Origin of the sequence: Bradyrhizobium sp. WSM1743, from assembly GCF_000473065.1 — a bacterium.
Taxonomy (GTDB): domain Bacteria; phylum Pseudomonadota; class Alphaproteobacteria; order Rhizobiales; family Xanthobacteraceae; genus Bradyrhizobium.
Map to the genome: position 1 here is coordinate 125,932 of NZ_AXAZ01000009.1, position 22,393 is coordinate 148,324.

General features: G+C 63.7%; 22 protein-coding genes. 12 read left to right on the forward strand and 10 right to left on the reverse strand.

All coding sequences use genetic code 11. From position 1 onward, the window contains the following. The first annotated feature begins 30 nt into the window (after positions 1-30). The 6 genes from sufC (at position 31) to YU9_RS0107665 (ending at position 4,812) form a co-directional block, all read left to right on the forward strand. On the forward strand, positions 31-780 hold the full coding sequence (gene sufC, locus YU9_RS0107640) for a Fe-S cluster assembly ATPase SufC (protein ID WP_027572267.1): 750 nt from the start codon (positions 31-33) through the stop codon (positions 778-780). Between the two features lie 11 nt (positions 781-791). Beyond that, positions 792-2,114 carry a Fe-S cluster assembly protein SufD gene (gene sufD, locus YU9_RS0107645; protein WP_027572268.1) on the forward strand — a complete coding sequence of 441 codons (1,323 nt, stop codon included), beginning with the start codon at positions 792-794 and terminating at the stop codon, positions 2,112-2,114. Then, positions 2,111-3,358 (forward strand): cysteine desulfurase, encoded by a 1,248-nt coding sequence (locus YU9_RS0107650; protein ID WP_027572269.1) that lies wholly within the window; start codon positions 2,111-2,113, stop codon positions 3,356-3,358. The genes sufD and YU9_RS0107650 overlap by 4 nt, the downstream gene beginning before the upstream one ends. Continuing rightward, on the forward strand, positions 3,355-3,726 hold the full coding sequence (locus YU9_RS0107655; RefSeq protein ID WP_027572270.1) for an SUF system Fe-S cluster assembly protein: 372 nt from the start codon (positions 3,355-3,357) through the stop codon (positions 3,724-3,726). The genes YU9_RS0107650 and YU9_RS0107655 overlap by 4 nt, the downstream gene beginning before the upstream one ends. A gap of 49 nt (positions 3,727-3,775) precedes the next feature. Then, positions 3,776-4,177, forward strand: coding sequence for an iron-sulfur cluster assembly accessory protein (locus tag YU9_RS0107660; protein WP_027572271.1), 402 nt, complete (start codon positions 3,776-3,778; stop codon positions 4,175-4,177). 191 nt (positions 4,178-4,368) lie between these two features. Continuing rightward, positions 4,369-4,812, forward strand: coding sequence for a TfoX/Sxy family protein (locus tag YU9_RS0107665; RefSeq protein WP_027572272.1), 444 nt, complete (start codon positions 4,369-4,371; stop codon positions 4,810-4,812). 64 nt (positions 4,813-4,876) lie between these two features. On the opposite strand, the gene fabA is transcribed toward YU9_RS0107665, so the two are convergent. The 6 genes from fabA to YU9_RS0107695 all read right to left on the reverse strand — a co-directional run bounded on the left by fabA (position 4,877) and on the right by YU9_RS0107695 (position 11,446). Beyond that, positions 4,877-5,407, reverse strand: coding sequence for a bifunctional 3-hydroxydecanoyl-ACP dehydratase/trans-2-decenoyl-ACP isomerase (fabA, locus tag YU9_RS0107670; RefSeq protein WP_027572273.1), 531 nt, complete (start codon positions 5,405-5,407; stop codon positions 4,877-4,879). A 95-nt stretch (positions 5,408-5,502) separates the two neighbouring features. Continuing rightward, positions 5,503-6,570, reverse strand: coding sequence for a GGDEF domain-containing protein (locus YU9_RS0107675; protein ID WP_027572274.1), 1,068 nt, complete (start codon positions 6,568-6,570; stop codon positions 5,503-5,505). A gap of 164 nt (positions 6,571-6,734) precedes the next feature. Then, complete coding sequence (locus YU9_RS0107680; RefSeq protein WP_027572275.1) at positions 6,735-8,231, reverse strand: DEAD/DEAH box helicase; 1,497 nt, start codon at positions 8,229-8,231, stop codon at positions 6,735-6,737. 299 nt (positions 8,232-8,530) lie between these two features. Next, positions 8,531-9,490 carry a helix-turn-helix transcriptional regulator gene (locus YU9_RS0107685; RefSeq protein ID WP_027572276.1) on the reverse strand — a complete coding sequence of 320 codons (960 nt, stop codon included), beginning with the start codon at positions 9,488-9,490 and terminating at the stop codon, positions 8,531-8,533. A 140-nt stretch (positions 9,491-9,630) separates the two neighbouring features. Continuing rightward, entirely contained in the window at positions 9,631-10,332 is a 702-nt protein-coding gene (locus YU9_RS48900) for a hypothetical protein (RefSeq protein ID WP_198028214.1), read from the reverse strand. A 64-nt stretch (positions 10,333-10,396) separates the two neighbouring features. Continuing rightward, the gene (locus tag YU9_RS0107695; RefSeq protein WP_027572277.1) at positions 10,397-11,446 is read right to left on the reverse strand and encodes a hypothetical protein; all 1,050 of its coding nucleotides are present in this window, start codon (positions 11,444-11,446) and stop codon (positions 10,397-10,399) included. A 301-nt stretch (positions 11,447-11,747) separates the two neighbouring features. Here YU9_RS0107695 and YU9_RS0107700 point away from each other — a divergent pair, with 301 nt between their 5' ends. From YU9_RS0107700 to YU9_RS0107720, 6 genes are all read left to right on the forward strand, one after another. Beyond that, positions 11,748-12,719, forward strand: a complete 972-nt coding sequence (locus YU9_RS0107700) for an AraC family transcriptional regulator (RefSeq protein ID WP_027572278.1) — start codon at positions 11,748-11,750, stop codon at positions 12,717-12,719. A 125-nt stretch (positions 12,720-12,844) separates the two neighbouring features. Beyond that, positions 12,845-14,356, forward strand: a complete 1,512-nt coding sequence (locus tag YU9_RS0107705; protein WP_027572279.1) for a caspase family protein — start codon at positions 12,845-12,847, stop codon at positions 14,354-14,356. 94 nt (positions 14,357-14,450) lie between these two features. Next, positions 14,451-14,666, forward strand: a complete 216-nt coding sequence (locus YU9_RS45520) for a hypothetical protein (RefSeq protein WP_084298923.1) — start codon at positions 14,451-14,453, stop codon at positions 14,664-14,666. Between the two features lie 79 nt (positions 14,667-14,745). After that, entirely contained in the window at positions 14,746-15,168 is a 423-nt protein-coding gene (locus tag YU9_RS45065) for a hypothetical protein (protein WP_036017145.1), read from the forward strand. A gap of 124 nt (positions 15,169-15,292) precedes the next feature. Continuing rightward, positions 15,293-16,540, forward strand: coding sequence for an FAD-dependent oxidoreductase (locus YU9_RS0107715; protein ID WP_027572281.1), 1,248 nt, complete (start codon positions 15,293-15,295; stop codon positions 16,538-16,540). A 179-nt stretch (positions 16,541-16,719) separates the two neighbouring features. Further along, a complete protein-coding gene (locus YU9_RS0107720) occupies positions 16,720-17,484 on the forward strand; it encodes an outer membrane protein (RefSeq protein ID WP_027572282.1) in 765 nt (254 codons plus the stop codon). Positions 17,485-17,595: 111 nt separating this feature from the next. Here the strand turns inward: YU9_RS0107720 and YU9_RS0107725 are convergent, their stop codons facing one another. From YU9_RS0107725 to parE, 4 genes are all read right to left on the reverse strand, one after another. Beyond that, positions 17,596-18,366, reverse strand: a complete 771-nt coding sequence (locus tag YU9_RS0107725; protein WP_027572283.1) for an SDR family NAD(P)-dependent oxidoreductase — start codon at positions 18,364-18,366, stop codon at positions 17,596-17,598. A 21-nt stretch (positions 18,367-18,387) separates the two neighbouring features. Beyond that, complete coding sequence (locus YU9_RS0107730; RefSeq protein ID WP_027572284.1) at positions 18,388-18,573, reverse strand: hypothetical protein; 186 nt, start codon at positions 18,571-18,573, stop codon at positions 18,388-18,390. 299 nt (positions 18,574-18,872) lie between these two features. Next, the gene (locus YU9_RS0107735; RefSeq protein WP_027572285.1) at positions 18,873-19,649 is read right to left on the reverse strand and encodes an outer membrane protein; all 777 of its coding nucleotides are present in this window, start codon (positions 19,647-19,649) and stop codon (positions 18,873-18,875) included. Between the two features lie 444 nt (positions 19,650-20,093). After that, positions 20,094-22,136, reverse strand: a complete 2,043-nt coding sequence (parE, locus tag YU9_RS0107740) for a DNA topoisomerase IV subunit B (RefSeq protein ID WP_027572286.1) — start codon at positions 22,134-22,136, stop codon at positions 20,094-20,096. Positions 22,137-22,393: the final 257 nt, after the last annotated feature.

The following is a 22,393-nucleotide window of genomic DNA, read 5'->3' on the forward strand; positions in this document are numbered from 1 at the left end:
GGATGAGGGGATAGATGGAAAGACAACAAGATGGCTTTGCTTGAAGTGAAAGACCTGAAGGTTCGTGTCGAGGAGCGTGAGATCCTCCACGGGCTGACGCTGACCGTGAACGAGGGCGAGGTGCACGCGATCATGGGGCCGAACGGCTCCGGCAAGTCGACGCTCTCCCACGTCATCGCCGGCAAGCCCGGCTACGAGGTCACCGACGGCCAGATCCTGTTCAGGGGCGAGGACCTCCTGGAGATGGATCCGGACGAGCGCGCCGCAAAGGGCGTGTTCCTGGCGTTCCAGTATCCGGTCGAGATTCCCGGCGTCGCCACCATGACCTTCCTGCGCACCGCGCTGAACGCGCAGCGCAAGGCCCGCGGCGAGAGCGAATATTCGACCCCGGACTTCCTGAAGAAGGTGCGCGAAGTCTCGAAGTCGCTGAACATTCCGCAGGACATGCTCAAGCGTGGCGTGAACGTCGGCTTCTCCGGCGGCGAGAAGAAGCGCAACGAGGTGCTGCAGATGGCACTGTTCGAGCCGAGCCTGTGCATCCTCGACGAGATGGATTCCGGTCTCGACATCGACGCGCTGCGCATCGCGGCCGACGGCGTCAACGCGCTGCGCTCGCCGGGGCGCGCGATGGTCGTCATCACCCACTATCAGCGCCTGCTGAACTACATCGTCCCTGATTTCGTGCACGTGATGTCGCGCGGTCGGGTCGTGAAGAGCGGTGCCAAGGATCTGGCGCTGGAGCTGGAGGCGTCCGGCTACACCCAGTTCGAGGACGCGTAAGGATTTTTGCGATGAACGTTGCTGTGGCAAAGACCGGAAACGGCCGCGCGGTGAGCGATCTCTTCGCCAACGCCGAAGGCCGGCTGCCGGGTTCGCCGTCCGTGATCGCCGCACGCCGCGAGGCGTTCGAGACCTATGAGCGTCTCGGCCTGCCGCATCGCCGGATCGAGGAATGGAAATACACCGATCTGCGCGCCTTGGTCGGCGAGGTGCTGCCGCTGGCAGCCAGCCCCGATGCGGCCGCGCTGAAGCGCGCGGCGGAAGCGGTCAAGGCCCACGCACTTGAAGGCGCGCCCAAGCTGGTGCTGGTCGACGGCGTGTTCGCGGCCGATCTGTCTGACTTGAAGGCGCTCGCGTCCGAGCTCAGCGTCAAGACGCTGCGCGAGGTTCTCACGAACGAGGCCAATCCCGCCGCTGGCGATCTCCTCCAGACCGCCGCGACCGATGCGGTCATCTCGCTCAATGCGGCCATGGCGACCGACGGCGTCGTGATCTCGGTGGCTGACGGCACTCATTTGTCTGCGCCGATCCAGGTCATTCATGTTGCGACCGCGGCTGGTGCGTCCGCGTTCACCCGCTCACATCTGCGGATTGGCAAAGGCGTGCGTGCCACTGTCGTAGAGAGCTTCGTCGCAGCCGGAAAGGCCGGCGGCTATCAGGTCAACGATGCGGTGATCCTCTGGGTCGGCGATGACGCCGACGTCGCCCATATCCGTCTGATGGACGATGCGCCCGACGCGGTGAACGTCTCGTCGCACTTCGTCACTGTCGGCGCCAATGTGAAGTTGAACTTCTTCAACATGACGACCGGCGCGGCGGTCAGCCGCCTGCAGGGCTTCACTACGTTCTCGGGCGAGGGCAGCGAGCTCTCGGCCAATGGCGTGAACCTCTTGCAGAAGACCGAGCATGGCGACACCACGCTGGTGGTCGACCATGCCGTGCCGAACTGCGTCAGCCGCGAGACCTTCCGCGCCGTGATCGACGATCGCGCCCATTCGGTGTTCCAGGGCCGCATCATCGTTCGTCCCGACGCGCAGAAGACCGACGGCAAGATGATGACCCGCGCGCTGCTGCTCTCGGACGAAGCCGAGGCCGACAACAAGCCGGAGCTCGAGATCTTTGCCGACGACGTCTCCTGCGGCCACGGCGCTACCGCGGGTGCGCTCGACGACAGCCTGCTGTTCTATCTCAAAGCGCGCGGCCTGCCGGAGAAGCAGGCCCAGGCGCTGCTGATCCAGGCCTTCGTCGGCGAGGCGATCGAGCAGATCGCCGATGATGGTTTGCGCGAGCACGTGATCGGCATCGCCGAGCGCTGGCTGGAGCGGCGGTCATGAGCACGCATCCCGCAGTCAAGAACGGCGCTTATGACGTTGCGCGCGTGCGCCAGGACTTTCCGGCGCTCGCCATGCAGGTCTACGGCAAGCCGCTCGTCTATCTCGACAACGCAGCCTCGGCGCAGAAGCCGCAGTCGGTGCTCGACCGCATGACGCAGGCCTACACGAGCGAATACGCCAACGTGCATCGCGGCCTGCACTACCTCGCCAATGCCGCGACCGAAGCCTATGAGGGCGCGCGGGCAAAAGTCGCGCAGTTCGTCAACGCCCGCCGGACCGAGGAGATCATCTTCACCCGCAACGTCACCGAGGCCATCAACCTCGTGGCGTCGTCCTGGGGCGAGCCGAACATCAAGCAAGGCGACGAGATCGTCCTCTCGATCATGGAGCACCATTCCAACATCGTGCCCTGGCATTTCCTCAGGGAGCGCCATGGCGCGGTGATCAAATGGGCGCCCGTCGATGACGAGGGCAATTTCCTGATCGACGAGTTCGAGAAGCTGCTGACGCCCAAGACCAAGCTTGTCGCCATCACCCAAATGTCGAACGCGCTCGGGACGTTCGTTCCGATCAAGGAGGTGGTGCGGCTGGCCCATGATCGCGGCATTCCGGTGCTGGTCGACGGCGCGCAAGGCGCGGTGCATCTGCCCATCGACGTGCAGGATCTCGACTGCGATTTCTACGCGTTCACCGGCCACAAGATCTATGGCCCAACCGGCATCGGCGCGCTCTATGCCAAGCATGAGCACCTTGTCGCGATGCGGCCCTTCAACGGCGGCGGCGAGATGATCCGCGAGGTTGCGAAGGACTGGGTCACCTATGGCGATCCGCCGCACAAGTTCGAAGCCGGCACCCCGCCCATCGTCGAAGCGATCGGCCTCGGCGCCGCCATCGACTACGTCAACTCGATCGGCAAGGAGCGCATCGCCGCCCACGAGCGCGATCTCACCACCTATGCCCAGGAGCGCCTGCGCGAGATCAACTCGCTGTGGCTGATCGGCACGGCGCGGGGCAAGGGCCCGGTGATCTCCTTCGAGCTCAAGGGCGCGCATGCCCATGACGTCGCCACCGTGATCGACCGCCAGGGCATCGCGGTGCGCGCCGGCACCCATTGCGTCATGCCGCTTTTAGAGCGGTTCAACGTGACCGCCACCTGCCGGGCCTCGTTCGGCATGTATAATACGCGGGAAGAAGTCGATCATCTGGCACAGGCGCTCTTGAAGGCGCGGGATTTGTTCGCATGAGTGACACGGCCGAAATCAAAGCCAATCCGATGGAGACCCAGTCGGCGCTGCCGCCTGAGGAGACCGAGCGTCTCACCACCGAGATCATCGCCGGGCTCAAGACCGTGTTCGATCCGGAGATCCCCGCCGACATCTACGAGCTCGGCCTGATCTACAAGGTCGAGATCAAGGACGACCGCTCCGTCGACGTGCTGATGACGCTGACGACGCCGAACTGCCCGGCCGCCGGCGAGCTGCCGACCATGGTCGAGAACGCGGTCGCCAGCGTCCCTGGCGTCGGCGTGGTCAACGTCAAGGTCGTCTGGGAGCCGCCGTGGTCGCCGGAACGCATGAGCGACGAGGCGCGCCTCGTGCTGAACATGTGGTGACGGTCTCAGCCCGCATTGAATTCGCCCCGCAACGGACCACATAAATAACATGACCCAGGCGACACCAGCATCCTCCACTCCGAAGCCGCGGCGGCCGCGCCCGCAGGTGATGCGGCTGACGGACGCTGCTGCCAAGCGCATCACCGAGCTGACCCAGCGCGCGGATTCGGAGATCGTCGGCCTGCGCGTCGGCGTTAAGAACGGCGGCTGCGCCGGCCAGTCCTACACGGTCGAATATGCCCACGAGATCCGCCCGACCGACGAGGTCGTCGAGGACAAGGGCGTCAAGATCCTGGTCGATCCCAAGGCGGTGCTGTTCCTGCTCGGCACCGAGATGGACTACAAGGCCGACAAGATGCAGGCCCAGTTCGTCTTCAACAATCCCAACCAGGTCTCCGCCTGCGGCTGCGGCGAATCGGTCGAGCTGCGGCCTGCCAAGATCGACGGGTAGCGCCTTCTCAATACTCTCGTGTCCCGGCGCGCTGCAGCGCCCTTGCGCTGCTGCGTTGAGCCGGGACCCACGCTATAGTCATCGGTGCAAAAGACTGGGCCCCGGCTCAGCTGCGCCATAGCGAGTCGAAGACGCGCGTAAACGCGCTTATGACACGCTGCGCTGCGTCCGGGGCACGAGAGAGCGTGCCCATGGACCGTGAATTCCTGACCGACCTGTTCGCCGATTTCGGCCCCGTCACCATCCGCAAGATGTTTTCCGGCTACGGCATCTCCGCCGACGGCGTCAATTTCGCGCTGTCGCTCCGTGCCGGCCTGTTCTTCCGCGCCGACGAGACGACCATTCCGGACTTCGAGGCCGAAGGCTCGAAACCATTTCAATATTCGACCCGCGCCAAGACCGTGACGGTGAACTCCTACTGGGAACTGCCCGCACGCCTGTTCGACGATTCTGCAGAGCTTGCCCAGTGGGCAAGGGCGGCACTCGCCGCCGCCCAGCGCGCCAAGGTGAAGAAGGGGAAGAAGGCAGCAGGTAAGCCGGCGAAGAAGGCAGTCAAGAAAACGGTGCGCAGGGTGGGCAAAGCGACTCGTCCGCCGAAGCTCGCAGAGCGAAGGCGGAAGCGTGCCCACCGTTAGGCTGCGGGTTGTGGAGAGATGGTGGGCACGGCGCTTGCGCGCCTTTGCCCACCCTACAGACACTTCAATCCACGGCCTTGGTCAGGCCAACCCGCATGTCCTTGGCCGTGAAGACAGAGGTGCCGTCGGCAAGCACGCGCCCGTCGGCAATTCCGAGCACCAGCTTGCCGCGCCGGACCATGCGCATCGCGACCTCGTAACGCACGCGTTTCGTGTCGGGTGTAATGGTCCCCGTGCATTCCACTTCGCCGACGCCGATGGCGCGGCCCTTGCCCGGCGAGCCCGACCAGCCGAGCCAATAGCCGATCATCTGCCACATGGCGTCGAGCCCCAGGGAGGCCGGCATCATCGGGTCGCCGCGATAGTGGCAATCGAAGAACCAGTGGCTCGGCGTGATGTCCAGCTCGCCGACGACATGGCCCTTGCCGAACTCGCCGCCGTCCAGGCTGATCTCCGTGATGCGGTCCATCATCAGCATCGGCGGTGCCGGCAGCTGCGCATTGCCCGGGCCGAAATAGCCGCCTTCGCTCGATCTCAGCAGCTCGTCCCTGGTGTAGGACGGCTGCGGCGTATGGAAGTCGTGGGGATTGGGCAAGGTGATAAGTCCTCGATGCCCGCGGGTGAGGAGCCACGGCGGCGAGGAAGATGTCGGTCGGCAAGTTGGAATGTCAAGCGCGGACGGCGCCCGACTCACGCCACCCGGCTGTGCGTCTCGACCGCGTATTCCGGATCGGCTTCGCAGATCACGCGGTTGCGGCCGTTGCGCTTGGCGGCGTAGAGGCAGGCATCCGCGCGTTCGATCAGCGCGTCGGTGTCGTCGCCTTCCTTGAGCATGGAGACGCCGACGGAGATGGTGACGCGGCCGAGGATCTCGCCGGTCGATTTCTTCTTCAATTCCTTCGCCATCACGGCGCGGCGGATGTGGTCGGCGACCGTGAGCGCCTGGCGCAGCGCGGTGTTGGGCAGCACGACCGCGAATTCCTCGCCGCCATAGCGCGCGGTGATGTCCTGGCCCTTGATGGTCTGCTTCAGCGAAAGGCCGACGAGCCGCAGCACCTGGTCGCCGGTGAGATGGCCGTAGGAATCGTTGAACGACTTGAAGTGGTCGATGTCGAACAGCAGCAGCGACAGCGGCTCGCCGGAGGCGAGCGCGCTCTGCACGGCCATGCCGATCATGCGATCGAAATATTTGCGGTTGCCGAGGCCGGTGAGCGGATCGGTCAGGCTTTCGGCGCGGATCGCTTCCAGGCTCTGCTGGAGATTGCTGATCTCGTTCTTCGACAGCGTCAGGCGGTCTTCCAGCGCCTTGTTGGTCTGGCGCATCTCGCTGGTCGAGCGCAGCAGCGCCTCGACGACAGCCTTGATCTGGTCGCGGCTCTTGGCCGACGAGAGCTTCTCGGTCGCGCCCGACAGGCTGGCATCGTAGGCGCCGGTCATGCCGAGCGCCTCGCCCAGGACCTTCATCACGTCGTCGATCTCGCCGATGACGCGCGCGCCGACCTTGTCGATGCGGTCAGTGGTCTTGATGTGGGAGAGATATGTCTCGTAGATCTGCTCGAGATCGGCTTCAGTCAGCTTGCCGCTGCGCGCCAGCGTCTCGTTGATGATCTTGTTGAGCGGCGCGTTGTAGCCGGTGGCGTAGACGTACCAGATCTCGTAATTGCGGGGAATTGCCGTCTGCCGAAGCGATCGGATCTGACCGAGCGCCACCTCGGCGAACGCCATTGTGCGTTCGTGTTCGTCGAGCACCTTGATCACGGAACATACCCCACAACGGTCGGCGCGCCATCGACCGCAGCAATGCTTAAATTATGTTCGTAGGCTAACGGACGATCGTGAACGCCCCGTAAATATACGTTCACGAATGCATCTAAAAAATTGTGCCGCGGGTTTTCTCAACCGCAACCGGTGCGCGTCGCGCTTCAGGCGCCGGCAGGGGAGCGAACCGGCCGCAGCAGAAACGCCGGCAGATGCGAGTGATCGCCCGGCTCGGAGTCAATCTCGCGCTGGCGGCGCGGCTCGGGACGGCCGATCGAGGGCACATGCGAGGTGTTGGCCTGCTGGCGCGCATCGTGCCGCGGCTCTGCCCGACGCTTGTCGTCGGACCGATGCCTTGCCTCGGGATGCCTTGCCTCGGGATGCCTTGCCTCGGCGGGCTGTTTCGCCTCGCGCGGCTCGGGGCTGCGCTCACGGTCACGGCCGCGCTGCGGCTTGCCGCGTCCGCCGCGTGAACGTTCACGGCCGCGCTGCTCGCGCGGACGCTCGCTCGCATCAGAGGCCTCGGCCGCGACTTCGTAATCGCCTTCGGCGCGCGGAATGCTCTGGCCGATCAGCTTTTCGATCGCCGCCATCGACTTCTGGTCGAGCGGTGTCACGATCGAGATCGCGGTGCCGGTTCGCCCGGCGCGGCCGGTGCGGCCGATGCGGTGGACGTAGTCGTCGGCGTGATGGGGAACGTCGAAGTTGAAGACGTGGCTGACCTCGGGAATGTCGAGGCCGCGGGCGGCGACGTCGGAAGCGACGAGCAGCGGCAGCTCACCCTTGCGGAACTGGTCGAGCGCGGCCATGCGGGCCGGCTGGTCCATGTCGCCATGCAGGGCTCCGACGCTGAAGCCGTGCTTTTGCAGCGATTTGTGAACGATCGCGACCTCGCGCTTGCGATTGCAGAAGATGATCGCGTTCTTGAGGTCCTTGGCCTCGCGCAGCAGGCGGCGAAGCAGTTCGCGCTTCTCGTGCGCCTCGCGTCCGGCGGGCACCTGGGCTTGCGTGACGGTCACGGCGGTGGTGGCGGGGCGGGAGACCTCGACCTTCTGCGGATTGTGCAGGAAGGCTTCGGTGATGCGCCGGATTTCCGGCGGCATGGTCGCGGTGAAGAACAGGGTCTGCCGCGTGAACGGGACGAGCTTGCAGATGCGCTCGATGTCGGGGATGAAGCCCATGTCGAGCATGCGGTCGGCCTCGTCGATGACGAGCAGCTCGACGCCGGTGAGCAGGAGGCCGCCGCGTTCGGTATGGTCGAGCAGGCGGCCGGGGGTGGCGATCAGCACGTCGACGCCGCGCATCAGCTTGGCATCCTGGTCGCCGAAGGAGACGCCGCCGATCAGGAGGGCGACGTTGAGTTTCTGGCCGGCGCCGTAGCGATCGAAGTTTTCCTTCACCTGGGCCGCAAGCTCGCGGGTCGGCTCGAGGATCAGCGTCCGCGGCATGCGCGCCCGGGCTCTGCCCTTTTCCAGGATGGTGAGCATCGGCAGCACGAAGGCCGCGGTCTTGCCGGTGCCGGTCTGGGCGATGCCGAGCACGTCCTTGCGTGCGAGGACGTGGGGGATCGCCTGTTCCTGAATGGGGGTGGGGGTGGTGTAACCGGTGGCCGCCACTGCGGCGAGGACTTTTTCGGACAGTCCGAGATTTGAAAAGGACATTGAGCCTCTGGTCGAAACCGCCGTTCGGAATCGAGGGTAATAAGGCTGTCGCGTTCCACCCCGAAACGGCGCGCTCTCGAAGAAGCTGGGGGTGCTGACTCACGCGGACAAAGCGCAAGGCCCAGGAATCGCTCTTCGATCTGAGCCGCGTCGCCCCGGAACATAGGGGGGAATTGGCCAAAGTCAATGGAGCGGGCGCGGGAAGACCCTAAAAAACCTGAGGTTTTTGCCCAAATCACGGGCGCGGCTGGGGTTTTCCGCTCCTGCCGGCGCTTCGGCCGCAACCGCCAAGACGTCGGCTAATGCCCGTCCGAAGCCTGGGCCCGGAAGTCGCCGGGGGCCATGCCATAGGCGGCGCTGAACACCCGGTAATAGGTCGCCAGGCTTTCGAAACCGCAGGAGGCCGCGATGTCGGCGATCAGCCGTTCCGGCGCCTCGCGCAGCAGGCGGCGGCTCTGTTTCAGGCGCTCGTCCGTCACGGTCTGCGAGAAGCTCTTCTCCGCCGTCTCGAACAGCATGTGCAGGTGACGCACGGATACCTCGAGCAGGTCGGCCACCATGGTCGGCGCGAGATGGGGGTCCTGAAGATGGCGCGCGATCAGGCGCCGGGCCTGGGAAAGGCGGGCGGTTCGCAGCGCGGCCTGTCCGCGCCGGCTGCCGGGCCGCACGATGCCGCGCTCGATCTGCACGAGGTGGGCGAGTGCTTGGACGAGGGAGGTCGCGTCGAGCGCGACGTCATCCGCTGCCTCATTGAGATCAGCAAAGCAGGCCCCGAGGAGGGGCGCCAGGGTGGGATCGCCGAACGTCCGGGGCGCCAGCTCGCGCATGCGCTTGTCCTGCGCCGGGATGCTGCTCATCGGGATCTTCAGGATCCGCAGGTGAAAGCCCTCGGCGCCCAGCGGCGCGGTGCGGTAGGGCAGGTCGGTATGGCTGGTGGCGAAGCTGCCGTTGGCAATTGAAAAGTCGCCCCCGCGCAAGCCGCCGAACCAACCGCCGCTGCCAAGCTGCTGGTAGACGCAGATCGCGTCACCCGGGGCGTTCGCGATGTCGGACGTGCTGCGCTCGACCGCGTAGGGCGAAGCCTTCAGCTCGACGAGGCCGGCGCCGCCAAGCTGACGCAGCGAGAATTCGCCGAAGAAGTCCGCGCGCCGTTCGCGTTCGAGCTCGGCGGTGACGCCGAACAATCCCTTGGAGCGCACCTCGCGCCAATAGTCGAAGCGCTCATGCGGCTCCACCTCGTCCGTACACCAGCGCAACACGAAAGACTCCCCTTCGATGGTTTGGCCAAAGGAGCAGATTCACCCCAATTATTCCATAGGCGGGACGGCGAATGGACCGAAAGATCTGAAAGCGAAGCCCGAAACGCAGTCGTCGAGGCGGGCCAAGCCGGGACAGCATTTCATTGCCGAGTAGATGCTTCCTGCGGCTGGGGCGTCGGGTTCTGCGCGGCCTCCAATCTTGCCGGAGGTCCTTTCGCGGGCAGAGCTTTTGGCGGGGCTTTCGGACTCTGCATCTGCTTCTTGGGTTCGCTCTTTTGCTGCTCTTGAGCAACTGATGAAGCCTGGACAGGCGTGGTCGAGATATTGAGGCTCAGCAACTTCCACTGACGAGAGGAGGCTTCAAACACGAGATCGAACTTCACCTGCTGCGGACTCGTTGGAACATGGCCGGAAACGCGAAGGTGCCCGTCAGCGTCTATCTCAGGGGCGTTGGAAAGCTGAGGTGACAGCAGCATCACACTAAACAAGCTGAGATTGCTTCTCCGCATCTCTGCAAAAACGAGCGCAAGATCGGCGGATGTGTTTCTAATCTGGAACTCTCGTGAGGCGAGATCCCGCAGGACCGTGTAGTTTCCGGAATGGTTGGCATCGTTGAGCGTCAGCAATGTTGAACGCACCAACAGCAGGGCTTGGTCGAGCGGGACATGGAGCTTGGTTCGTACCGGCGCCGCGGGGGCTTTTTCGGTTGGGGCGGCGGCAGGAGCTGCACCGCCCGACGAGTTCTGGGAAGGAATGCTGGTCTGCGACCAAGCGCTGGTTGGCCGGAGGATCGCGATACAAAGCGCCAGGATCAAGGCGGCATAAAGCGGCGGGCGCAGCATGACAACTACCATCCGACACGCAGGCCGGCGCGCGCGCCGACAAGGTTCTGATTGGTCGAGTAGCCTATGCCCCTGTGAACTGCAGATTGTCACTGAGACGGACCGCACCGTTGAGCGCTAGGCCGTTTTGTCCCTGAAAGTTGCCATAGTTCATCGTGAACGCCACGCGCTCGCTTGGGAGCACCGTTGGTACTCCTGCCATAGCCATTGCCATAGCGACGCCGGCCGTCGCTTTGGTGGTGCGATTTGAAATGTCGTCGATCCTGCCATTTACCCCCGCAAGCGCTTGATCGAACTGTCCTCCCAGTGCCGAGAGGCTGGCACCGACATAGCTTTTGTTTGCAGCATCCGTTCCCGCCAGCGGCGCGGCAACGTTCTGAATTCTGTTGCCGCCCATGCTGACCGAGGCGCCGGGTGATACCTGCAGTGCTGTCGTGACGTTGGCCATGCCAATATTGGCGATAGTCATGTTGGCGGTAGTCATGTTGGCCGTCGCGATATTGGCAGTGGTCACGTTGGCAGTCGTAATCGTAGCCGTCGTCACGTTTGCGCTGGTTGCGGTAATCAGCGGAGTGTTGATTGAGGTGTTTGCCGTCAATGTGTCGGTCGTCAGATTGCCTGTATTGGTAATGCCATTGAACGTCGCGAGACCCGTCACGTTGAGGGTGCCTCCGATCGTGGCATTGCCCGTCGTGCTCAACGTGTCGGTAGAAATGTTCCCGGTGTTGTTGATGCCCGAGAAGTTCTGAGCGCCTGCAAAGGTGACCCCTCCGTTGAAGACGGCGTTTCCATTGAATGTAGCCGTCGTGCCGGTGGCAAAGGTCGAATTGCCATTGACGTTCGTCGTGCCCGTTGTCGTCGTGCCGTCCACAGTCATGTCCTGTGCAGCATGAATACTGTCGCCGAAAAGCAAGGCGCCGCCGAAGAACGGGGTGAAGGGATTGGAGCAGTCGTCGTCCTGTACGACCAGGACTTGCTGTTCGCTGCCGTTTACGAAAGAACAAACGGCATGGATCGCATGAGCCGATCTGGGTGCCAGGAGGCACGCGGCGATGGCAAACAGCGGTCCCGAATTCTTCAATAATTGGCAGATCAAGCGTTGCTGGAATATCATTTGGAATCTCCCAGAAGCCGAGGATGCAGTCTCTGAACCAGCTCGTCGTGCGTAGTCTCGCACAACGGTCGCGCATCTTCTGTCGTTGGCAGGCAACAGCGTTGTCGGATGGGTTGACGTAAGACGAGTGAGGCTTTGCGACTTGCGTGTTCGCCCGATAAAGCGCGTCAGCATGCCGCAGGTTTTCGATGCCCCCGCGCTCACTTGATCTTATGCGAGCAGGATTTTTGCTTTTTGCGAAGTGGGAGAGCCGGTCCGAATCTTGCAATCTCTGCGTGAATTGCTAATTTCGAAAACTCATTTGGAATGCATCGTCCCATGGCCCCCCGCCAGCGATTTTTCGCCGAGACGCTTCAGCACCGATGAACTGCCCGAGGGCGAGAGGCTCGCCCGATGGCGTGAGGAGTTCGGAAGGACGCTGGTACGTGTAGATATCGAGTCCTTGTCGAACGATGTTCCGTTCAGGGCGGAGGCCGTGCTTCAAAACCTCCCGGGTGTGCGCCTCGCGTCCTGCGATGGCTCCGCGGCGCGCCTCGATCGCACGCGCGCGCTGGCTGCCGATCACGGGGACTGGATTGGATTGTTCGTCAATATGGGAGATGCTGCATCCGTATCCCAACGCGGCGCAGGGCTGGAGCTTGGACCGGGCGACGCAGCGTTCGTCCGCCCGGGAGAGGCTGCGGTGCTGTGTGGCACAAGACATCTCCATCTTCTTTTTCCGCGTGCTGCTCTGGCTCTGCGGACACACGATTTGGACAGCGCGGTCATGCGTCCGATTTCGCAGAACGATCCGGCGCTGCGGCTGCTTCTCGGTTACCTTGGCTTCATCCAGGGAGCGTCCGGTCTCGACGAGACCGCGCTGCGGCAAACAATTGTCAATCACATTCACGATTTCGCTGCGCTGGTGATCGGCGCAAACCGCGATACACGACAACGGGCAAAGGGCGCCGCCGCGGCGGCACGATTGGCCGCGGCGATCGAGTTCATCGGAAAATCCTTTACAGATCCTGGCCTATCGCTGGCGAGTGTTGCCGATCGTCAACACATCTCGCCGCGCTATCTGCAGGAACTGTTGGAGAAGTCGGGGGCATCATTCACCGCGCGCGTGAACGAATTGAGGTTGAATCGGGCGTTTGCGCTCGTCATAAAATTCCCGGACCGGCCTGTATCCGAGATTGCGGCTCAGGTTGGATTTTCCAATGTCTCGCATTTCAATCGATTGTTCCGGAATCGGTTCGGCGATAGCCCGAGTGGGGTACGCGACCGTGCCTGACGGTTCTGGCCGATGGTCGGTCCCTCAAGGCCGCCGCCGACGGTAGGCGATTGAACCGATCTGCCTAATTTGCACACTATCTATTGAGCATCTTGTCCAGAGATGCACGGGCAGGAACTTCACACATGACATGGGTGTCGTTTAAGGCAGCATTGGTTGTGGGCTTGGCGGCGCTGCTGGTGGGCACAGTGCCCGCCCAGGCCGAGAAGCGCGTCGCGCTGGTCGTCGGCAACAACGATTACAGGAACGTGCCGAAGCTGCTCAAGGCGGTCAACGACGCCCGCACCATGGGTGACACGCTGAAGCAGCTCGGCTTTTCGGTGATGGTCGCCGAGAACCAGAACCGGCAGCAATTCTCCGAGACGCTGCTCGCGTTCGACAAGGCGATTGAGCCGGGCGACACCGCATTCTTTTTCTATGCCGGCCACGGCTTCGAGATCGCCGGCCAGAACTATTTGCTGCCGACCGACGTGCCGGCGGCGACGGAAGGACAGGAAGAGCTGGTGCGCGACGCCTCGATCCTGGCCGACCGCATTGTCGAGCGCCTCCAGAACAAGAAGGCGCGGACCTCCATCCTGGTGTTCGACGCCTGCCGCAACAACCCGTTCGAGCGCAAGGGGACCCGCGCGGTCGCCGGCGGCGGCGGGCTCGCGCCGATGACGCAGCTGCCCGAAGGCGTGTTCTCGGTGTTCTCGGCAGGTCCCCGCCAGACCGCGCTCGATCGTCTGTCCAATGACGACACCAACCCCAATTCGGTGTTCACGCGCACTTTCGCCAGGGAGCTGCTGCAGCCCGGCGAGAACCTGGTGCAGGTGGCGCAGCGCACGCGCCGTCTGGTCAGCGAGATGGCCGACACCGTCAAGCACAGACAGGTGCCGGTCTATTTCGACCAGATGGTCGACGACGTCTTCCTGAGCGGCATGGCGAAGGATGCCGCCGCGCGACCGGCCGATCCGCTGCCACAGAAGCTCGCGGCGCTGCCGCCGGTGTCGGTGCCGCAGATGCCGAAGGAGGAGACGATCAACGCGCCGATCGCGAGCTTCTCGCGCCACAATGGCGGCTGGAGCGTTACGTTCTCCTTCGCCGACCCGACGCTCGGCATTTCCTGGCGCATGGCAGGCAAGGGTGATTTCCGCGAGACCGGCTTCATCGACACGCTCGATCCGCGCACGCGCAAGCGGATGCCGAACCCGTCGATCGAGCTGCCGCCGGATGCGCAGTCCGGCACCATCGAGGTCCGCTATGTCGATCAGTCCGGCGAGATGCAGGGACCGTTCCCGATCAAGTTCGATCCCGAGGCCGCGCTGATCCGTGACCAGCGCAAGATCCTCGACATGACGTCGACGAGCTGGCTGTCGTTCCGCGAGTTCAACGGCCTATTGGTCTACTACACGCACCTCGTGTCCTACCGCTGCGCCATCCGCGAGGTGCGCATCGGCATCGACACCGCCGTGCCCAACCAGGTGCTGAAGATGTCGCCTTGCGACATGCGCGACCCCAGCGCGGTCAGCGCCGGCATGCCGCTCTACATGAAGCTCGCGCCAAGCACGAAATCCGTCTCGGTGGAGCTGACCTATCGCGACGGCAGCGTCTCGGAGATCAAGAGCTTTCGCAGCGCGAACCGGAGTAACAATTGATACGCTGTACGGGCGGCGGATTGTGCCGGGATCACCCTTACGAAGTGGACGAACTTAAATCGGACAGGCGAAGGCGAAAGTGCTAGAGCCGGGGATGACAAAATTCATCATCGTCGCGTTCCTTACGACGCTTCCGGTTCTGGCGCAGACGATTCCAGTCCCCACACCGCCGCCACTCACCGACCGCGAGCGCGTCCAAGCAGACCGTGCGAAGGCCGCCGAGGATGAGAGAGTAGCTCCGATCACTCGACCATGGGATCGCGATGCCGATGGCAAGCGCCCATGGGAACGGAAGTCGTCAAAGCCCTGAAGCAAGCGAACATCTATTCGTCGAGGAGGGAACAACTCCTCAGTTTTTTGGATTGTCTGTCAAACCAGGGAGACGATCTATGATCCGCAAATCCATCCTCGTGACGATCGCTTGTGCTGCACTTTCGACGGCGGCCTCTGCCCAAGGCGGCGGTGGTGCCGGAGGCGGCGGTGGTGCAGGTGCAGCGGCGGGCGCCGGCACGGGTACCGGTGGCGCCAGCGCGGGATCTGCGGCCAGCTCAGGTGTCGGAGTGGGCTCGTCATCCAGCGGCGCCAGCTCCGGGCCGTCGGCTCCCTCCGGGATGGGAACGCATGACACCACCACAGGGGCCAACGTTAACACCAACATCGGCCAACCCAATGCGAACGTTCAGCCTCCGACTGCGAACGCCAAGACGCCGGCAGCCGCGCAAGCCGAGCGAAACATGGGCGTCGGCCACGCACCCAACGGGTTGCCGATCGGCAGTCCGGGCACCGGGACCAGCAACGAGGACCAGAAATAGTCTGGTCCCGTCTTCAGGCAAGGCCCGCGCTCTGCGGGCCTTTTTTGTCGGGCGCTTAGCCTGAATCGCGCTAGTATCGTCCGGTATAGCTTGATCGATACTCCCATCGCGGATTGCGTCTGCAATGACGTCCGACCAACAACCTGACAGGACCATGAAAGTCCGCTGCTGCATCGTCGGCGGCGGCCCGGCCGGCATGATGCTCGGCTATCTCCTGGGACGGGCAGGCATTGATGTCGTGGTGCTGGAAAAGCATGCGGATTTCTTCCGCGACTTCCGCGGCGATACAGTGCATCCCTCGACACTTCAGGTGATGGACGAGCTCGGCCTGATCGACGGCTTCCTGAAGCTGCCGCATCAGCGCCTGCAGAAGATGGACGGCCTGTTTGGCGGCACGCCGGTGCGCATTGCCGATCTCAGCCGGCTCCATACCAAGTACCCCTTCATCGCCTTCATGCCGCAATGGGATTTCCTGAATTTCCTGCGCGAGGCCGGCCAGCGCTTTGCATCGCTCAAGGTGATGATGCGCACGGAGGCGGTGGATCTGATCCGCCGCGGCGAGACGGTTGCCGGCGTGCGGGCGAAGACGCCTGACGGCTTCATTGACATCGAGGCTGATCTCACCATTGCCTGCGATGGCCGCCACTCGACGGTGCGCGAGCGCGCCGGCCTTGCGGTCGAGGAGATCGGCGCGCCGATGGACGTGCTCTGGTTTCGCGCCGGCCGCAGGCCCGACGAGACCGAGAACGTGTTCGCGCGGATCGAGCCCGGCAAGATGATGATCACCTTCGACCGCGGCGATTATTGGCAATGCGCCTATGTCATCGCCAAGGGACAGCACGAGGCGGTGAAGGCGAGGGGATTATCGGCGCTGCTCGACGATGTCGTGCGCATGGCGCCGATCCTTCGGTCCGGCATCGCCGAGGTGAAGAGCTTCGACGACATCAAGCTGCTGACCGTCGCGATCAATCGCCTCAAACGCTGGACGCAGCCGGGTCTGCTGTGCATCGGCGACGCCGCGCATGCGATGTCGCCGGTCGGCGGCGCCGGCGTCAATCTCGCCGTGCAGGACGCGGTCGCGACTGCCAATCTGCTCGCGGACAAGCTGCAACATGGCTGCCCGTCCGAGGATGAACTCGATGCTATCAGGCGTCGCCGCGAGTTTCCGGTGAAGATGACGCAAGCAATGCAGGTGATCGTGCAGAACAACATCATCAGTGGCGCTTTGCAGTCGGGCGATCGACCGCTGAAGGTGCCGCTGATCGTGCGCCTCATCACCGCGCTGCCGTGGCTGCAGGGCATTCCGGCCCGCCTGCTGGCGCTCGGCGTGCGGCCCGAGCACGTGCATTCGCCGGCCGCGCCGGGATCGTAGCGTAGGACTTCAGTAGGGATAACGCGGCGTGAAATCGCTCGCGATGCGTTGCGCGCGGGCAACAGCGCCAACGGATTGACGGCGCAGTGCGTGCCCAACCGCCACGTTAACCGTGTTGATTTCAATTTTAGTAAGAGCCGTCTGTGACCGTGCGCCCATCAAAGGACACGGGGTATGCCATGCGTAATAAATTGATTGCCGCCTTCGCCTACACGACGGCCCTGGTTTCGACCGGCGCTGCTTCCGCCGCCGATCTCGGTGCGCGCTACACGAAAGCGCCCGCCTATGTCGAGCCGCTGTTCAACTGGACCGGCTTCTATGTCGGCGGCCACATCGGTGGCGCATGGACCAACGAGCAGTTCGTCAACAACGGCATCGGCGCACCGTTTGGCGATCTCATTCCGGGCGAGGGCTATCGTCAGCGCGGATCAGGCATCATGGGCGGCGCCCAGATCGGCTACAACTGGCAGGCCAACAACTACGTGTTCGGCGTGGAAGGTACGATCTCCGGTCTCGACAACAAGGGCTCGCTCACGAACACTGTGTTCGGTGCCGGGGACGACGTGTTCTCCTGGCGCACCAACGTGCTCGCGACGATCCTCGGCCGCGCCGGCTTCGCCGTGCAGAACAACCTGTTCTACATCAAGGGCGGCTATGCCGGCGCGAACAATCGGCTCTCGGTCAGCGACACCGTCGGTGTGTCGGGCTCCGGTGGACAGACCCATTGGGCCAACGGCTGGACTGTCGGCGCCGGCTGGGAATACGGCATCACCCGCAACTGGATCGTCGGCCTCGAATACAACTACGCGGCCTTCGGCAGCCAGACCTATCAGCTCGGCGGCACCTCCGGAAACTACAGCTTCGATGCCAAGCCACGCGACATCCAGTGGGCCGTGGTGCGTGCGAGCTACAAGTTCGACGCCCCGACCATCGCCCGTTACTGAGCACGTCGACGCAACGCGACCAACGATCAAAAAAGCACTGCCAAAATTTCAAAAGCCCCGGCTTCCACCGGGGCTTCTTTTTGCGTGCAGTGTTGTGGTGCAGGCCCGGCCTCAGGCCATCACCGAGAATCCGCCGTCGACCGGGATCGCGGTGCCCGTGACGAAGTTCGACGCGGGCGATGCCAGGAACACGGCGATGCCGGCGAAGTCATCGATGTCACCCCAACGCCCCGCGGGCGTGCGCGCCAGCACGCGCTCGTGCAGCCCTGACACCTGCTGCCGCGCGCCGCGGGTAAGATCAGTGTCGATCCAGCCCGGCAGGATGGCGTTGACCTGGATGTTGTCGGGCGCCCAGGCATTGGCGCAGGCGCGCGTGTACTGCACGATGCCGCCCTTGCTCGCTGCATAGGCGGTGGCGAAGCTCGCACCGAAGATCGACATCATCGAGCCGATATTGATCACCTTGCCGTTGCCGGACGCCTTCAGCGCCGGATAAGCCAGCTTCGAGCACACGAAGGCGCTGGTGAGGTTGGTGTCGATCACCTTGTTCCACTCGTCGAGTTCGAGCTCGTGCGGCGGCTTGCGGATGCTCATGCCGGCATTGTTGACGAGGACGTCGATGCGGCCGAGCTCCTTGACCACGCGATCGATCATGGCCGCGACCGCCGCCTTGTCGGTCACGTCGGTGGTGACGGCAATCGCCTTCACGCCGCGCTGCCTGAGATCGGCCACCGCTTCCGCGGACTTGGTCTCGTTACGTCCGACCACGGCGATGTCGGCGCCGGCATCGGCAAGGCCGCGCGCCATGCCGAGCCCGATGCCGCCATTGCCTCCCGTGACGATCGCGACCTTGCCGCGGAGATCGAACCGGCTGGATGTCATGCTTGTATTCCCTGGTTTCTTCTATTGATTGCTCTGCCAGATCAGCACCAGCCCGAAGCCGGCCATGGCTGCGCCATAGCCGGCCCATTGCAGCTGGTTGACCATGAAGCTCGATCGCGGCCACGGAACGGTGCCCGTGCCCTGTCCAATCCAGAGCAGCCCGAGGGCAGTTGCAAACAGGCCTGCTAGCAGCAGAAATCTGCGCATGCATTCCTCCCATCGGTCCGCTTCTGTCGCGTGCGACGAGGATCGCCGCCGCCGCGAAAGCTTGGGCGCACAGTAACCGCAGCTTCGGTGTCGACACAATGGCGGCACCGGCGCAAAGGTGCCGGCGGGGAGGGAGCGCGTCCTTAGAACGCAATTCGCCGCTTGGCGATCAGTGCCGATAGACGGCGGGCGAAACCGGGCTCGGCGTACAAGTCATTGCGGGCGAGCATTGATCGCCTTGCCCAAACGAAAAAGCCCCGGTCGATGCCGGGGCTTTGACGTTTGATCGTGAGATCAGATCAGTACTTCGCGACCACCGGACCGGTCCAGTTGAAACGGTAGACCAGCGAGGTGCTGATGGTCTGGACGAACGGCTTGAAGCTGATGGAGTCGGTGGTGGCGACGTTGCCCGCATCGGTGCGGACCGCGACGTCCTTACGATCGTAGTAGGCAGCACGATATTCGGTCTTCATGAACCAGCCCGGCGCCGTGATGCCGAAAATGTTCAGATTGTTCTCGACGCCACCGCCGACGAACCAACCATTGCGGTTAAACGAGTCAGTGTGGAAGCCCGAAACCGTCCCGGCGAGATTGGTCAGGGTAGCGCCCGACCAGTGCGATCCAGTGTAACCGCCATTGACGTAGGAGAGAACGTTCGGAGCCACCAGATAGCCGAGGCGAACACCCGCAGCCCAAGCGTCCTGCATCTTGATGCGACCGGTCAGCGCAGCGAACTCATCGTTGATGCTGCCGCGCAGGCTGCCGAACTGACCGTCGGCGAACACGCCGGCCACCCAGGTGCCGCTGAACTGCCAGTCGTAGCCGGCACCGACCGTTCCAAACCAGCCGTCGCCGCCAACGCGCTGATCGATCGTCACGGGAACGCCAACGAAGTTGGTGTGGGAATCCGCATCCCAGATGCCGCCGCCCGCACCGCCGAAGATGTAGAAGCCGGTCCAGTTGGCGACGGGCGCCGGCATCGGCGCCTTCGTATAAGGACGGGCCGCGAGGTCGGCCGCCGAGGCCGAACCGGTCATCGCCGCGACCGCGGTCAGAGCGAGCAAAATCTTCTTCATGTTAAAATCCCCAACCTTGGTCTGTAGGCGCGAGCGCACTGAAGTCCGTTTCATCTGATGCCCGAACTATAGACGGTTCTCGTCGAAATGCTGTTGCCGGGCAGGCACAGTCGCCGGAAAACGCCGGTGCGGGGGTATTTGGAGCGCGATTGCGCGAGTCGTAAATAACCTTGATAGTTCAATGTGTTGAGCGCAATTCTAGGTTTCGATTTCGAGTAACCTCTCGTTAGCAAATTCGGCTTTGTCCGAAATGGAGGCAATCCTGCCTCGGCCTGGGCGTCTGTGAGTCGGTGGCCGAGTCGCCATGCGACCATTGCGGGAATCAACGAAAACACCGGCGGCCCGCCCGGCAAAATTGCCGGAAAATGCGGCCGTCCCCTCAAACAAAACAGCCCCGGCTTTAGGCCGGGGCTGTCTCGGAACGCAGCCGGCGTGGTTCTGGCCTCAGACGTCGAGCAGCTCTTCGCTGGCGAATTCGGCCTTGTCCGAGATGAACGCGAAGCGCGCCTCGGCCTTGGTGCCCATCAGGCGCTCCACCGAATCGGCCGTGGTGTCGCGATCGTCGGCGAGCAGGACCACCTTGAGCAGCGTCCGCTTGCTCGGATCCATGGTGGTCTCCTTGAGCTGCGCCGGCATCATCTCGCCGAGGCCTTTGAAGCGGTTCACCTCGACCTTGGCGTTGGCGTTGAACGCGCTCTTGAGCAGCGCCTCCTTGTGCGCGTCGTCGCGCGCGTAGACCGATTTCGAACCGTGGGTCAGCTTGTAGAGCGGCGGCACCGCGAGGAAGAGGTGGCCCTCGTCGATCAGCCGCGGCATCTGCCGGTAGAAGAAGGTGATCAGCAGCGAGGCGATGTGGGCGCCGTCGACGTCGGCGTCGGTCATGATGATGATGCGCTGATAGCGCAGATCCTCTTCGCGATAATGAGCCAGCGTGCCGCAGCCGATCGCCTGCACGAGGTCGGAGAGCTGGGCGTTCGCCGTCAGCTTGTCCTTGCCGGCGGAGGCGACGTTGAGGATCTTGCCGCGCAGCGGCAGCACCGCCTGGGTCTTCCGGTCGCGCGCCTGCTTGGCGCTGCCGCCGGCCGAGTCGCCCTCGACGATGAACAGCTCGGAGCCTTCGGTGCCGGCGTCGGTGCAGTCGGCGAGCTTGCCGGGCAGGCGCAGCTTCTTGCCCGCGGTCTTGCGCGCGGTTTCTTTCTCCTGCCGCCGCCGCAGGCGCTCCTCGGCGCGATCGATCACGAAGTCGAGCAGCCGGTTGGCCATGTTCGGATTGCCCGACAGCCAATGGTCGAACGGATCCTTCATCGCCTGCTCGACGATGCGCTGCGCTTCGGCGGTGGCAAGGCGGTCCTTGGTCTGGCCCTGGAATTCTGGCTCGCGCACGAACACCGACAGCATCACGGCGGCGCCGACCATCACGTCTTCCGAGGTGACGGAGGCCGCGCGCTTGCCCTGGCCGACGCGCTCGGCGTGATCCTTCAGGCCCCGCAGCAGCGCGCTGCGCAGGCCGGATTCGTGCGTGCCGCCATCCGGCGTCGGCACCGTGTTGGTGTAGGAGGATAGGAAACCGTCGGCATCCGCGGTCCACGCAACCGCCCATTCGCAGGCGCCATGCGCGCCGTTGCGGCCCGACTTGCCGGAGAAGATGTCGGGATGCACCAGCGTGTCGGCGTGGATTGCGGCGGCGAGATAATCTTTCAGGCCACCGGGGAAGTGGAACGTCGCCTCGGCCGGCACGTCCTCGATGCCCTTGAGCAGCTCCGGCGCGCAGTTCCAGCGGATCTCGACGCCGCCGAACAGATAGGCCTTCGAGCGCGTCATCTTGAACAGGCGCTGCGGCTTGAATGCCGCTTTGGCGCCGAAGATGTCAGTATCCGGCTTGAAGCGCACGCGCGTGCCGCGGCGGTTGTTGACCTTGCCGAGGTCCTCGAGCTTGCCCTTGGGATGGCCGCGCTCGAACGTCATGCGGTACAGTTTCTGGCTGCGCGCGACCTCGACCTCGAGACGCGAGGAGAGGGCGTTGACGACGGAGATGCCGACGCCGTGCAGGCCGCCCGATGTCTCGTAGACCTTGCTGTCGAACTTCCCGCCCGAATGCAGCGTGCACATGATGACTTCGAGCGCCGATTTCTTCGGGAATTTCGGGTGCGGATCGATCGGGATGCCGCGGCCGTTGTCGGTCACGGTCAGGAACCCGTCCGCGCTCAGATCGACTTCGATGAAGGTTGCGTGCCCGGCCAGCGCCTCGTCCATCGAGTTGTCGATGACTTCCGCGAACAGGTGATGCAGCGCCTTCTCGTCGGTGCCGCCGATATACATGCCGGGCCGGCGCCGCACCGGTTCCAAGCCTTCGAGCACCTCGATGTCGGCCGCCGTGTAATCGGCTTCCCCGCCGCTTCCGCGCGGCGCCGCCTTGGCTGTGCGGGGCTTCGGCTCGTCGCCACCGAAAAAGTCATCTTTCGCTTTTGGTTTCAACTGCTTGGCCATATATCTTGATGCGTTTTGAGGGCCGCGGAAGCGGCGAATCGGTTAGGCCGACTATGCCACTTCTGACTTGGAAAGGTTACTTGGGGCGGGCCGGGCGCTGTGGGTTGGGAGCCAATCCCGGCGATTTTACGCCGCAGGCCCGCTAATTCCCGCCAATTTGACGTGCCGGCCTTAGCCAAGTCGGGTTTTGTGACTTGATGTCACACAAGTCCTTGGCTTACCAGTCCTTTTCATCGAGCAGCACCTTGAGACGGGGC

Excerpts from the sequence above, each read along its gene's own strand:
- sufC (WP_027572267.1), top strand. The coding sequence starts at position 31 with ATGGCTTTGCTTGAAGTGAAAGACCTGAAGGTTCGTGTCGAGGAGCGT.
- sufD (WP_027572268.1), top strand. The coding sequence starts at position 792 with ATGAACGTTGCTGTGGCAAAGACCGGAAACGGCCGCGCGGTGAGCGAT.
- YU9_RS0107650 (WP_027572269.1), top strand. The coding sequence starts at position 2,111 with ATGAGCACGCATCCCGCAGTCAAGAACGGCGCTTATGACGTTGCGCGC.
- YU9_RS0107655 (WP_027572270.1), top strand. The coding sequence starts at position 3,355 with ATGAGTGACACGGCCGAAATCAAAGCCAATCCGATGGAGACCCAGTCG.
- YU9_RS0107660 (WP_027572271.1), top strand. The coding sequence starts at position 3,776 with ATGACCCAGGCGACACCAGCATCCTCCACTCCGAAGCCGCGGCGGCCG.
- YU9_RS0107665 (WP_027572272.1), top strand. The coding sequence starts at position 4,369 with ATGGACCGTGAATTCCTGACCGACCTGTTCGCCGATTTCGGCCCCGTC.
- YU9_RS0107680 (WP_027572275.1), bottom strand. The coding sequence starts at position 8,231 with ATGTCCTTTTCAAATCTCGGACTGTCCGAAAAAGTCCTCGCCGCAGTG.
- YU9_RS48900 (WP_198028214.1), bottom strand. The coding sequence starts at position 10,332 with ATGCTGCGCCCGCCGCTTTATGCCGCCTTGATCCTGGCGCTTTGTATC.
- YU9_RS0107695 (WP_027572277.1), bottom strand. The coding sequence starts at position 11,446 with ATGATATTCCAGCAACGCTTGATCTGCCAATTATTGAAGAATTCGGGA.
- YU9_RS0107705 (WP_027572279.1), top strand. The coding sequence starts at position 12,845 with ATGACATGGGTGTCGTTTAAGGCAGCATTGGTTGTGGGCTTGGCGGCG.
- YU9_RS45520 (WP_084298923.1), top strand. The coding sequence starts at position 14,451 with ATGACAAAATTCATCATCGTCGCGTTCCTTACGACGCTTCCGGTTCTG.
- YU9_RS45065 (WP_036017145.1), top strand. The coding sequence starts at position 14,746 with ATGATCCGCAAATCCATCCTCGTGACGATCGCTTGTGCTGCACTTTCG.
- YU9_RS0107715 (WP_027572281.1), top strand. The coding sequence starts at position 15,293 with ATGACGTCCGACCAACAACCTGACAGGACCATGAAAGTCCGCTGCTGC.
- YU9_RS0107720 (WP_027572282.1), top strand. The coding sequence starts at position 16,720 with ATGCGTAATAAATTGATTGCCGCCTTCGCCTACACGACGGCCCTGGTT.
- YU9_RS0107725 (WP_027572283.1), bottom strand. The coding sequence starts at position 18,366 with ATGACATCCAGCCGGTTCGATCTCCGCGGCAAGGTCGCGATCGTCACG.
- YU9_RS0107730 (WP_027572284.1), bottom strand. The coding sequence starts at position 18,573 with ATGCGCAGATTTCTGCTGCTAGCAGGCCTGTTTGCAACTGCCCTCGGG.
- YU9_RS0107735 (WP_027572285.1), bottom strand. The coding sequence starts at position 19,649 with ATGAAGAAGATTTTGCTCGCTCTGACCGCGGTCGCGGCGATGACCGGT.
- parE (WP_027572286.1), bottom strand. The coding sequence starts at position 22,136 with ATGGCCAAGCAGTTGAAACCAAAAGCGAAAGATGACTTTTTCGGTGGC.